Below are 13,227 nucleotides of genomic sequence, written 5' to 3' on the forward strand. Positions count from 1 at the left end.
GGAACTTATATGGCAAGAAACAGGATAATAGGTAGAGAAACGCAGAAAATGCAGGAATATACGCAGGAACAGATCAATCAGGCAGAGAGTAGAGGTATAGAAATATCAACAGATGTAAAAGGACAGCTTTTTGAATATGCGAATCTGATCGGCGAGAAAGAGAAAGTTAGGGCTTTGGTAAGAAATCTGGCAGATGCAGTGAGCCAGGCAGATTCAGAAGGTGTAGAGGATTTGCTGGATGACGCAAGAATGGATATTCAGGAACTGCCAGATCCAACCATAGGTAAGCTGGAATTACGTGACTATGGATATATGGAAGAAGATATGGTGCCACTTAGAAAAGAAGCAGCTTTGGATTATCACAGAATGGGTTCTAAGATTTATTGTCTTGGCAGTGCTGGCAGTAAAGGTGAATATGCGAGTAAAGAAATGATACAGGCACATGACGGTTTGTTTGGAATGGAATCGCAGATGTGGGAACGGATAAAAGATAACAACCTAGATTATGCAGAAGAAAATTTAGGAGCATTTCAGGAGCCTATGAGTGTCATTGAGCAGGAAGAAGCACTGAAATTATACGATGCAGGAGCAGATATCTATCTGATCACTAATTTTTCATCACCTATGTATGTCACAGAACGCATGGAAATTGAACGAGGACCGGAGCATTATCAGATGTCTATGACAGAACTGGAGCGTTTCCGTAACCTGGAATGGGAAATGCAGAAATATCCACAGATTCAATCTTTGAAAGAAGCAAATCTGTTGTTAGGAACAAGAAGGACATTTGGAATTTATCAGATTCGGGATGATTTACCGGGAGAAAACTATGCATTTATGAATATGAGTTTTATTGAAAGTCATGGTATGCAGATAAAAAAAGAAGATTATAAGCTGGTCTATGTTGGTGAATTATCAGGAAATATGTCACTGGATGATATTTTTGAAAAGTTCAACATTGACAGACCGGAAGACTTCCGTGGGCATTCCCTGTCTGTCAGTGATATCATAGTTCTGAATGACGGGAAAAAGGTAACTGCTCATTTTGTAGACAGTATCAGTTTTGAACAGCTGGATTCTTTCCTGAATCTGGAAGAACAGGTTCTTAGTGAACTGGCATATGAGGTAGGAGAACGATATTTTGCTATTCAGAGAACAGAAGAAGGATATGATTATTCCTTTTACGATGAAGATTTCCGCTTGATGGATGGTGGCATTTATGAGAATGATGAAATTTCTATTGAAGAAGCGGCGGAGGAACTTTTGGAAGACGAAGGCTGGACGGGAGAACGCATCCGTGGGGATTATGATCAGTTGATGGAAAAAGTAGAAGAAATGGATGAAGCTGTAATGGCAGAGATTCAGAAAAGCCAGGGCGAATATAAGCCATTGGCAAAGGTGGAGGAACTGGAAGAGGCCAATTATAACATGATTGATAATGTACTCAATAATATGCCGCCTAAGAAAGAAGCTTATCTGGAATATTATGCTGCAGAATGTGATGAAATTCATGATATGGGAGCTTATGAGAAAAGCACAGATGTGAAAGAAATCGCAGCAATCTATGAGAAGTACAGAGAAGATCCGGAAAACGCTTATAAAGGCAGTGGAATGGGGATTATTTATCGTGATCCGGAGGATAGCTTGTTTGATGAAACAGAACTGTTGATTGTAATGGGAACAACGATACACGGCGACTTCTTGGATAATGTGCGGTTTTTAAAAGATCAGCCGGTGGTGCGTGAAGGTTTGGAGAAGATTCATAAAGCATTGCCTGATTATAAATATATCCCGATTCAGGATGTGCGTGAGGCAATGTATCCGAAAAAAATGACAACAGAAGAACTGGCAGCAGCATTGGATGAGATTGCGGAAGACTTCGATCCGTATGACTATCGGGACCATGTAGAGCCAGGGCAGGATACCATACAGGAAGTCATGCTGGATCTGCAAAGTGGAAATGTTGGTTCTTATATTTCCTTTCTGAAGGATGTGATTGAAGAAGACTGTGAGCAGTCCGTGTGGGCAGGTGTTTTGCTGGAACGGCTGAAATCCTACGAACCAGATATATCCAAAGAAACAGAGCCGATGGTGTATGTGAATTACTGTGAAAAGCGAGAGCTGATGGAACCACGCTGTCAGAAGCTCTCAGATCTGGATTCCCGTACTGCACAGAAGGATAAGGAATGGTACGCAGACCGTAATCCGAGGACGGATGAGCCGATGGTAACAGCCCAGATGTTTTTTACTATATATTATGCGGAAAAAGGCGATAAAATGCTGCAACATTTCAAAGGGAAAATAGATATTGGAACAGGAAATGGCGGTATTTTAAGTCAGCTGAAACTCCAAAATGAACTGAAACTTACGGATGAAAGCTGGATTGGTTATCTGAAAAACAAGGGAAATGAAGAGTTTCAGAAGTGTATGGAAGATCTGACCGATATGCAGAACCATGTGCTGCCATATTTGCAGAGCTTTTGCAGTCTGGAAGAAAAAAGTGTGCAGGAAAAGCAGGAACGGCAGGTTGCAGAAAAGCAGGACAGCAGAGTAGAAGCGTCAAGGGCAGCGAATGTGACAAAAGGGGATAATGACAAAGCTGTGAAAAAGGTAGTTTCGAGTATGCAAACAGAAAAGAATAAAGCAACTACGAAGGCAAAGAAGCCATCTATTCATGAACGACTGGAAATCAATAAGAGAAAAATCCAAGAAAAGCAGGGAAAAGATGAGCTGGAGAGAGGAGCTGATCGGGATGTAAGAACGGTATAAATTTATAGAAAGGCACTTGGCTCCGTTTTGGACATAGCAAAAGTGCTGACAGTGACGAACGAAGATGTGCTGCCTGCTTATTTGCAGAGAGTATCTGATTTTGAAGACTGCCTACTTGCAACTTGTACGAAGGAGAATCAGTGTGATGCGATTGTGACAAGGAATAAAAAGGATTTTCTTTCCTTTTGGATTACACTGCTTTCTCCGGAAGAACTGCTGAATATTTATTCGTAAAAATATGTTTTTACAATCGGCAGCAGAAGGAAAGTTGAATGATAACTCCGATCCAGCATACTGCAAAATATAAAAATTTTATAACAAAGTGGAAAACCCTGCGTAGGATCAGAAATGTTCTCACAGGGTTTCATGTATCTAATAAAATATAGAAATTTAGCGGATTTCTGCTAGAATAAGAAAAACTGTTAAAAAAATATCGTATATAGATCAAAAAGACTATATATGGGCGACCTTTTAAAGCCGATTTATATAAAATAGAAGAAAAAAAGGTGGTCGATACCGTGGATATAAAAACAGCGGTCATATATCGTTTAAACGATCTGATTAATCAGAAAGATATCACAGTGAATGAGGCGGCGGTATGTTCTGGCGTTCCTCCTTCAACATTAAAGAATATTTTGTATGGTCAGAGTAAGAATGCTGGCGTAGTTACAATAAAAAAGATATGCGATGGATTGGATGTCACAATACAGGAATTTTTTGCTGATCCCATCTTTGCAGATTTGGAACCCGAACTATAGGAAGAGTAAATGCTCATAGGATTCAGATTCTGCAGGATGGATTTTTTATGAAAGAGGGTTAGAGGAAACTAACTTAGGAGGACATAGATGTATAAAATAGCAATTTGCGATGATGATAAAAATTACAGGGAGAAAATAGAGAAGGTTATAGAAACGGAAGGGATTCTTCCTAAGAGCGAGATACGGTTTTATGAATACGAGTCAGGAAAGGAACTACTGAAAAATGCTGATATTTTGCATGATTTGGTCTTTATGGATATGCGTATGCCCGGATTGGATGGGAATAAATCGGTACTGAAGCTGAGGGAATACAATAGGGCAGCGATATTGGTGTTCTGCTCCGGATACTTTGAACCGACTTCAGACAGCATCAATATTGGGCAGCCGTTCCGGTATATTATGAAAGACTTGCATGACAGAAGTCTAAAAAGGGAAATCCCTGCAATTTTATCAAAAGTAAAATTGCACTGTGGAGATTCTTCCGTGACGGTTACATCAGCGGGAAGAGTAATTCGTATCTATACGGAAGACATTTTATATATCTGTCTGGCGAAAAGGGGTTGCTCTATATACGTTGCTAGGCAGGGGGAGATAGATGAGATGCATTGTAAGGAATCTTTAGGCGATTTATATGAACGTCTGGCCGGAAGGGGATTTGAGTATGCACATAACAGTTATATTGTAAATCTGGCGAAAGTGGAAGGATTGGAAAAGAATGTGGCGCTGCTACAGATGGGAATCCAATTGAATGTTTCAAGGTCGAGAAAAGGTCAGTTTGCTGACGCTCTGATCATGTTTCTTGGGGAAAGGAACGGCATGGTATGATAGTAAGAGATTTTTTGATCTGCCTTCTTCAGATGTATCTGTTGGAAGATCTGGAAAAGAACATGCTTCCATACAGAAGAGAAAACTTTTGGGGAAAATTTCTCATATATTTTGTCGTAGCACTGATAATGCTCGGAATCAACCACTTGGAATCCTCAGTATTTAATATGGTAATGATTCCGGTAACGTATATGATTGTGTCAATGGTTGTGTTCCGGGGAAATATATGGAAGAAGCTGGTTATAGTATGCTGCTATTATGTGCTGGCAATTATTCCTGAATTTCTCTTTGCAACGCTTACGAATGCGTATGGCGTGACTGGTGCATCTGAGGGTTTTAGGACGGAAATAGAAAAAACATTAGCGCTACTACTAATGAGTACCATGACATTTCTGTTTATTAAATGCATTAATCAGGTAACGAGAAAAAGGAATTATCTGACGATTGAGAATAAAACTTTTACTGTGCTGCTCATGCTGCCAACCGCTACGATCATTATATTAGGATGTGTGTTTTATTCAAATATTTCTTTTGAAGGAATGAACAGGGTTATGGTTCCGGTAGGAGCTTCGCTGCTGCTATTGACGAATATCTTCATTTTCTCAGTGTTTGACCGGTTTGTAGAGAAATCAGAAGAAGTGAAGAAGATGGACCGGCTTTACCAGAAAAGCAGGGCGGAGATTGCTAATTTACAGTATATGAATAAGGTCAATGAGGATAACAGGGCATTCTTACACGATATAAATAAATTTATTTGTACAGTAGCCGGTTTGATGGAAGAAGGAGAAAATCAAGAGGTTAAGGAGATTATGGAACATTTAGGTGTCCGGATTCAGAGCCTTCAAAAAGGTGTGTATTGCGAACACCCGATCTTGAACAGCATCCTGTGCGAAAGGAAATTCCTTGCGGAATCTAAGAATATTTCCTATAAGATTACCCTGGGTAATGATCTCAGGCTGGACTTTCTGGAAGAACTGGATATGATCTCAATCGTAGGTAATCTTTTGGATAACGCACTGGAAGCGGCAGAAAAGACAAAAGATGGCCGATATGTGGAATGCAGGATGTATATGGGAAATGAGGAACATTTCCTTGTTATGGAATTTTGCAACGGGTATGTTGTTCCACTGTTAAAGGACAAGGACCGGTACATAAGCACCAAAAGAGATGCAGACAGTCACGGGATCGGACTGCATACGGTTGGAAAACTGGTTAAAAAGTATGCTGGAATTATGAGAGTGGAGGTCGGAGAACAGGAGTTCTCTGTTAAGCTGATCTTTACAATAAAATAAAGATGTGCAAAAATCGCCCAAAAAGTTACCGTTTTTGCCACGGTAATTGAAAAAAGGGCGATTTTTGTGTAAACTATCGGAAAAAAATGGAGGCATGTAACTATGAAAAAAACAATCAGAAAAAGCTTGGGTATCAAAGTACTTGGAGTTGTAAACTGTCTTGCACTCTGCCTGACGGCATATACGGCAAATCTGGCGTGCAACTGGCTGTACTATCAGGAAGAAGAGCCGGAAGAAGTTAAGAAAATGAGGAAATTCTAGTGTGGAAAAAAACTACCGGCTGGCTTTTTGAAGTGCAAAACAGGAACGGGATTCTTGAAGAGAAAGACCGCAGGCTGTATGAATATGCTTACGGCGTACTGCTGGGCAGGGTGGCGATATACCTTATCATTGTCATACTTGGCATTGTAACGGGGAATTGGCTGGAGATGCTAGTCTTTTTATTGCCCTTTACTGTTCTAAGGCAGTATGCCGGAGGGATTCATTTAGAAAAAGCAGGGAGCTGCATGGTTGTTTCCAGTATCCTTGTCCTTCTGTGCGGTCAGTATCTGGCGTCTGGTTCGGCTGTGATGTGGCAAATACGGATCATATGGCTTGCTGCAGTTGGAGTCATATTTGTTATGGCACCGGTGGATGCCAGCAGTAAGAAACTGGATGAGAAAGAAAAGAAAGTTTATGGTATGCGCGCGAGGGCAATTTTAATTATTGAATGCGCGATAGCAGGTGTTTTTTCTGTAACCGGATATTTCCTGGTCGTAAACGGGATTATGGTAGCGCATATTGTTTTGGCGTCCGGTTTAATATTGGGATGGATCAAAAATTTTTTTTTGACAAATAGTTAGAGTCAACTAATCCTGGATAGGAATAAGAAATGCTTGGGAAAAGCATATCAAAAAATGATAATAAACAGAATAAAAAAGAACATGATGCAAGAGGAACATAAAAGTGAATTTGAAGTTGATAAAAAATACAGAAAATATTAACAAAGAGAAAATAACTTTGTTTTGTCTGCCGTTTGCGGGGGGCGGCGCTTCTGCTTATAACCAGTGGGCGAAAAAGATGCAGGGAAAAGTAACGGTATGTCTGGTTCAGCTTCCGGGAAGGGAAGAACGGATCATGGAGAAGCCGTATATAGATATGCCGGTTATGTTAGATGATCTGGAAGAGGCAGTAAGAGAGGTTGTGGATGGACCGTATGCCTTATGGGGGCACAGTATGGGCGGTAAGATTGCCTATGAGCTGGAAAAGAGATTGGAAGCGGTCGGATATACAGCGAGCTGTCTGTTTATTTCCGGTAGCCGGATTCCCAGTATTCCGGAGCCGAATCCGATCTATCATCTTCCGGATGAAGAGTTTAAGAGGGAACTGGGAAGATTTGAGGGGACGCCAAAAGAGATACTGGAGAATCAGGAATTATTGGATTTCTTTCTGCCTATGCTGCGGGCAGATTTTACCATGGATGAAACATATTATGACAAGACGGGAATAGTACTGCATGCGCCTATCGCTGCATTTGGCGGAGAAAAGGATGGCGAAGCGGATGAGAGCGCAATCTGCGAATGGGGAAAGTATACGGATAATGATTTTGACTACCGAATATTTCCGGGAGGGCATTTTTATCTGCGGGATTACGAAGACGAAGTAATAAGTGAGGTTGAGAGACGGCTTCAGGGAATGATAAATGGAGGTTAAACGATGCGGGGAGAAGGAATTTCTGTCAGCAGACAAACTTCATATCCGTGAAAATGAGATACATATATGGTGCATCTGTTGGCCGGAAATGACAGATTTCTGGAAGAATCATGAATATATCCTGAGTGAGCAGGAGTCGGAGCAAGCCGGAAAGTTCCGCTTTCCTGAAGACAGGATGCGTTATATTGCCGGGAAACTTATCGTGCGAATTCTCTTGAAAAGATACTTAGATGTGGAAACAGTTGATTTTTCTGTCAATGAACTGGGTAAGCCTTATCATAAAGAAATCGCAGGAAAGCAGACAGTCAATTTTAATATTTCGCATTCGGGGGAATTCATACTGGAGGGATTCGCTGTCGGAATGGATATCGGAGTGGATGTGCAGGAAATGGCAGGATGCCCGGATTACAGGGAGATAGCCGGGAATTTCTATACGGCAGAAGAAGCGGAAGATGTAATAAATGAGGGACCGGAACTGTTTTTCCAGTATTGGGCGGCGAAAGAAGCGTATGTAAAAGCGATCGGTATTGGATTGGGAAGAGGAATGGATTTCTTCTCTGTCAGAAACGGGGAAATTACAGAAAAAGGCAGGAAAGGCCAGGGATGGCATTTGTATCCGGTAAAGATTGAGGGATATGCTGCGTATGTGGCGGCGCATAAGAAAGGAGACAAATCAAATGAGTTATAAGAAGGATATGAGCAAATACGAGCATTTGGAAGGATGGGAACGATGCGGCTTTGGAGAGCAGCTTGATAAGTGGGCGGAAAAATATGGAGAAAGAACTGCGGTCACGGACAGCGAAGACGAGATCAGTTATATGGAATTAAAGCAAAAAGCAGATTGTCTTGCGGCAGCTTTTCTGCGTAAAGGGATTTTAAAGGGAGACAAAGTGCTTGTGCAGCTTCCGAATAGGATTTCTTTTGTGATCGTGTTTTTTGCGCTTTCCAAGATTGGGGCGGTGCCAATCATGATGCTGCCGGCCCACAGGGAGGCAGAACTGGAAGGAATTATTGAACTGGCAAAGCCGGCCGCTTATATTGTGGTGGAGAAATATCTGGGATTTTCATATGTGCCGATGGCAAATGCGATGAAAGAGAAATATTCATGTATCCGGCATATATTTGTAGATAGCGAATCCGGAGATATCAGTGGAATGATTGCGGAAACGTGTGGAGAAAATGGAGCATTTCCGGCTGTGGATGGGTATGAAACGGCGGTGCTTTTGCTGTCCGGCGGGACGACAGGGGTTCCGAAACTGATTCCGCGCACCCATACGGATTATATGTATAATGCCCGCATGTCCGCGAAGAGATGTCGCTTGGATAGCAGTGACGTTTATCTGGCGTCTCTTCCGGTAGCTCATAATTTCCCATTATGCTGCCCGGGGCTTTTAGGCACGCTGGAAGTGGGAGGAAAAGTTGTGCTTGCGTCTGCGACCAGCCCGGATGATATCCTTGACGCAATTACAGAGGAAGGTGTCACGATAACGGCATTGGTTCCTGCTATGGTTACTGTGTGCATGGAAATGCTGGAATGGGATGAAGATTATGATATATCCAGCCTGCGGATTTTGCAGGTGGGCGGCGCAATGCTGGAAGATTCCCTTGCGGATAAGATCATTGAAGAATGGCCGTGTAAACTGATGCAGGTATTTGGTACGGCGGAGGGGCTACTGTCCTTTACTAGCCCGGAGGATGAAGGTTCCCTGATCGCAAGATGTCAGGGAACTCCGGTGTCTCCTGCGGATGAAGTGAAGATTGTGGATGAAGAAGATAAGGCCGTACCGGAAGGAGTTTTTGGGGAATTATTATCCAGAGGCCCGTATACGATTGATGGTTATTATATGGCGGAGGAAGCAAATAAAAAGAGCTTTACGCCGGACGGATTTTACCGGACGGGCGATAAAGCTATGTGGACGAAAGACAGAAGGTTACGTTTGGGCGGGAGAATCAAAGAGCAGATTAACCGCGCCGGAGAAAAGATCATGCCTTCAGAGATTGAAGCTTACCTTTGCAGGCATTCGAAAATCAAAGAGGCAGCCGTTGTCGGCGTTCCGGATGAAACCCTTGGAAACCGGATATGTGCATTCCTTGTGACCGATGATGAAGCCGGGATCGATTTGCAGGAAATCCACAGGTTCCTGCGGGAAATAGGCGTTGCGGCGTATAAAATGCCGGATCAGATAGAACGGGTAGAGACATGGCCGCTGACCAGCGTAGGAAAAATAGATAAGAAAGCATTAGAACGGATGGCGCAGGGAAAATAGAAGGAGACAGAATCATGGAATATATAGAGATAAAGGAACAGATCAAACAAAAGCTGCCGGTAGCCAGAGATTTGGGGGATTCCGAAAATCTGCTGGAGCTTGGGCTTTCATCCCTGACGATTATGCGTCTGGTAAACCAGTGGAGAAAACAGGGGGTTAAGGTTTCATTCGGTTCATTGATGGAAAATCCTACCCTTGAAGGCTGGTGGGCGCTGATCCAGCGCAGCATAAAGAAAAAAGCGGGCAAAAAACGGGCGCAAGAATCTAAGATAACGCCGGAAAAGGATATGAAACAGCCGTTTCCTTTAACAGACGTACAGTATGCATATTGGGTTGGCAGGGATGAAGAACAGGCTCTTGGAGGAATAGACTGTCATGCGTATTTAGAGTTTGATGGGGAAAATATAGATCCGGAGCGTCTGGAAAAAGCATGGAATGTGCTGCAGTATCATCATCCCATGTTGCGTGCCTGCTTTCTGGAAGATGGGACACAGAAAATCCTGGATAAGCCGTATTGTGAAAAAATAAAGGTTCATGATTTTTCCCGGATGTCATCTGAGGAAGCAGAGGCAATGGCAGTATCTGTCAGAGAACGTTTATCCCATCGGAAGTTAAAGATTGAGGAAGGCGAAGTAGCAGGAATAGAGCTTACGCTTTTTCCTGAAAATAAGGCACGCCTTCATGTGGACATGGCGCTTCTGGTTGCTGATGTACAGAGTCTGCAGATCTTATTGAGGGATTTGGCGGCTGCCTATCGCGGAGAAAGCCTTCCGGCAGAATCAAAAGGGTGGAATTTTGCTTCTTATCTGGAACGGCAGAAAGAGGAAGATAAGGAAGAGAAAAACAATGCAGAAGGATACTGGAAAAAACGCTTGGAGCATTTGCCGAAAGGGCCAGGCCTGCCACTGGCAAAACGGCCGCAGGAAGTGACAAAGACTGTATTCAACCGCAGGATTGTAAGGATTGGCAAGGAAGAGTGGGCTCATCTGCAAGTACGGGCAAAGGAATACCAGACAACTCCGGCAATGGTTCTTCTTACTGCATATGCGACGGTTTTGGAACGGTGGAGCAGGAATCATCGTTTCCTTATTAATATTCCATTTTTTAACCGGAAAACAGAGCAGCAGGGGTTAGAGGAAGTAATAGCAGATTTTACTACTCTGTTATTGCTGGAGATTAACTGCGAAGAAAATCCGACTTTTGCGGAATTGTTGGACAGGATTCAGAGGCAGCTTCATGAGGATATGAAGTATACGGCATATTCCGGCGTACAAGTCCAGAGAGACCTTGCACAGATGTATGGGGACGCGTCGGCGGTGGCGCCGGTTGTTTTTGCCTGCAATCTGGGAACGCCGTTGGTAAATGATACCTTCCGGAAAGAATTGGGGCAGTTTTCTTATATGATCTCCCAGACGCCGCAGGTGTGGAATGATTTTCAGAGTTATGAAGATGAAAATGGTGTACAGCTTACATGGGACAGCGTGGATGAGTTATTCCCGGAGAATATGATTCCGGATATGTTGGAGAGTTTTGAGATTCTTCTGCATGAATTAGGAAAGAAAGACTGGAATCAGAGATTTGATGTGTTTCCGGAAAGACAAAAACAATTTGTTGAGGAACAGAAGAAAATAAGAAGATTGTATAAACCTGATTGTATTCATTCGGATTTTTTTAATATTGCAAATACTGTATCAGCGAAAGTGGCAATAATTGATACTGGAGAAGATATAACACTTTCTTATGGTGAATTGTCAGAAAAAGCTTTATCTGTTGCGGCTTTTTTAATAGATAAAAATATTAAGGATCAACCAATTGCAATATCGACTGGAAGGGGCTGGCGTCAAGCTGTAGCGGCCCTTGGAATATTAACTTCTTGTAATTTATATGTTCCGGTCACGACATCTCAACCAGAAGAAAGAAGAAAACTTATACATGAAAAAACAGGAATACAGTATGTCATTACTGATAAGAGGCATTATGCTACCTTAACTTGGCCGAAAAATACTATTGTATGGTTAATAGAGGATATTCTACTTAAAGAAAAAACAGAAGATCTTCCGAAAGTTACACCAGAAGATGCGGCTTATATTATTATGACGTCAGGAACAACAGGGATTCCTAAAGGTGCAGAGATACGGCATAAAGGAGCGTGGAATACAATAAAAGATGTTAATAGGCGCATCAAGATTACCGGAAATGATGTATTACTCGGAGTATCGGCTCTCGACTTTGATTTATCTGTATATGATTTATTTGGCATACTTGGAACAGGCGGAACTTTGGTTATGATTCCAGAAGAGAAAAGTAGGGATGCTGAGTATTGGCTGCAACTTGTAATTAGATATCAGGTAACAATATGGAATTCGGTACCAATTTTGTTGGATATGCTATTAATATGTGCGGAAGAAAAAAAAGTGAAATTGCCATTAAAAACAGTATTATTATCAGGTGATTGGATAGGGATGGATCTGCCACAACGCTTGGCGGGTTCTACTTCAGACTGCAAATTTATTGCTATGGGTGGTGCGACAGAAGCAAGTATTTGGTCAAATTATATTGAAGTAAAGTTACCACTTCCTTCAAATTGGCAATCAATTCCATATGGACGTCCACTTTCAGGGCAATCATACAGAGTTATGGATTTTAGGAGAAGAGATGTTCCATTCTGGGTAGAAGGAGAACTTTGGATAGGCGGTGATGGAGTAGGTACTTATAGAGGTGATGAGGAATTAGTACGTCAAAAATTTGTGGAAGATTCTGGAACGGTATGGTATAGGACTGGAGATAAAGGTAGATTTTGGGAGGATGGAACGATTGAATTTCTGGGAAGAGAAGATTTTCAAGTGAAAATACGTGGACATAGGATAGAATTGGGAGAAATAGAAACGAGCATAAAATCTATAGATGGCATAGATGAATCAATTGTAATAAGTAATAAGGGGAAATTAATAGCCTTTTTTTATTCGAAGGAAAGTGAAATTAATGATCAAAAAAGATTTTTAATTGATAATGAAGAATATATAACGGACGAACTGGAAAAAGTGCTAGATGATTTAGGGATAATTATAATTGTTGATATTTTAATCTATGAAAAGTGTTTTATTGAAAATGGGTTGTATTACACATATAACGATTTGTGCAAAATATGTAAAATTGATACTCATTATAAAAAATTGTTTGGGATATGGTTAAATATGTTAGTAAAAACAGGAAGTATTCGCTTTATTGAACAAAAATATTACTGCCCGGGTAATCTGATTGATATCCGAGATAGCATTGTAAAATATATACAAGATCTATCTGATAGCAACATTATTTTAAAGCAAATATACGAACTTGTAATTAATAGTGAAGATGTTATTAGAAAGATTATCCAAGGGTGCTTAGAAGGTACTTACACTCTAGAACCTAATAAATATGATCTTAGACCTGATAAATTGAATGAATTGTTTGAACAGGGTCAAGATTACATTGCGGGAATAAAAAACATAATAAAACAGATGAGTGAGGAGAATAATAGAAAAATTAATATTTTAGAGATTGGAGGTTATAGCAAATCTATCGTTAATAATGTGAGTTTTGAATTAGGCTCATATATAGAGAAACTGTCTCTTATACACATCT

Annotated in this window: 11 protein-coding genes; all 11 read left to right on the forward strand. The window is 41.4% G+C overall.

The window, feature by feature from the left end; all coding sequences use genetic code 11:
• The first annotated feature begins 9 nt into the window (after positions 1-9).
• Positions 10-2,769 carry a YodL domain-containing protein gene (locus tag H8S54_RS14645; protein ID WP_186582102.1) on the forward strand — a complete coding sequence of 920 codons (2,760 nt, stop codon included), beginning with the start codon at positions 10-12 and terminating at the stop codon, positions 2,767-2,769.
• A 27-nt stretch (positions 2,770-2,796) separates the two neighbouring features.
• A complete protein-coding gene (locus H8S54_RS19450; protein ID WP_024728263.1) occupies positions 2,797-3,003 on the forward strand; it encodes a PIN domain-containing protein in 207 nt (68 codons plus the stop codon).
• A gap of 284 nt (positions 3,004-3,287) precedes the next feature.
• Positions 3,288-3,527: a helix-turn-helix domain-containing protein gene (locus H8S54_RS14650; RefSeq protein ID WP_054337273.1), complete on the forward strand. Its 240-nt coding sequence runs from the start codon at positions 3,288-3,290 to the stop codon at positions 3,525-3,527.
• Between the two features lie 87 nt (positions 3,528-3,614).
• Positions 3,615-4,352 (forward strand): LytR/AlgR family response regulator transcription factor, encoded by a 738-nt coding sequence (locus H8S54_RS14655; protein WP_055059676.1) that lies wholly within the window; start codon positions 3,615-3,617, stop codon positions 4,350-4,352.
• Complete coding sequence (locus H8S54_RS14660) at positions 4,349-5,644, forward strand: sensor histidine kinase (protein ID WP_186582101.1); 1,296 nt, start codon at positions 4,349-4,351, stop codon at positions 5,642-5,644. Before H8S54_RS14655 ends, H8S54_RS14660 begins: the two co-directional genes overlap by 4 nt.
• Positions 5,645-5,746: 102 nt before the next feature.
• Complete coding sequence (locus tag H8S54_RS14665) at positions 5,747-5,905, forward strand: cyclic lactone autoinducer peptide (RefSeq protein WP_015528432.1); 159 nt, start codon at positions 5,747-5,749, stop codon at positions 5,903-5,905.
• On the forward strand, positions 5,905-6,486 hold the full coding sequence (locus H8S54_RS14670) for an accessory gene regulator B family protein (RefSeq protein WP_186582100.1): 582 nt from the start codon (positions 5,905-5,907) through the stop codon (positions 6,484-6,486). Before H8S54_RS14665 ends, H8S54_RS14670 begins: the two co-directional genes overlap by 1 nt.
• A 103-nt stretch (positions 6,487-6,589) precedes the next feature.
• Positions 6,590-7,336 (forward strand): thioesterase II family protein, encoded by a 747-nt coding sequence (locus tag H8S54_RS14675; protein ID WP_186582099.1) that lies wholly within the window; start codon positions 6,590-6,592, stop codon positions 7,334-7,336.
• Positions 7,326-8,024, forward strand: coding sequence for a 4'-phosphopantetheinyl transferase family protein (locus H8S54_RS14680; protein WP_186582098.1), 699 nt, complete (start codon positions 7,326-7,328; stop codon positions 8,022-8,024). Before H8S54_RS14675 ends, H8S54_RS14680 begins: the two co-directional genes overlap by 11 nt.
• The gene (locus H8S54_RS14685; protein WP_186582097.1) at positions 8,014-9,603 is read left to right on the forward strand and encodes a (2,3-dihydroxybenzoyl)adenylate synthase; all 1,590 of its coding nucleotides are present in this window, start codon (positions 8,014-8,016) and stop codon (positions 9,601-9,603) included. Before H8S54_RS14680 ends, H8S54_RS14685 begins: the two co-directional genes overlap by 11 nt.
• Positions 9,604-9,617: 14 nt before the next feature.
• On the forward strand, positions 9,618-13,227 hold a 3,610-nt coding region (locus tag H8S54_RS14690), incomplete at its 3' end, for a non-ribosomal peptide synthetase (RefSeq protein ID WP_186901735.1).

The organism is Blautia segnis (assembly GCF_014287535.1).
Taxonomy (GTDB): Bacteria; Bacillota; Clostridia; order Lachnospirales; family Lachnospiraceae; genus Blautia_A; species Blautia_A acetigignens.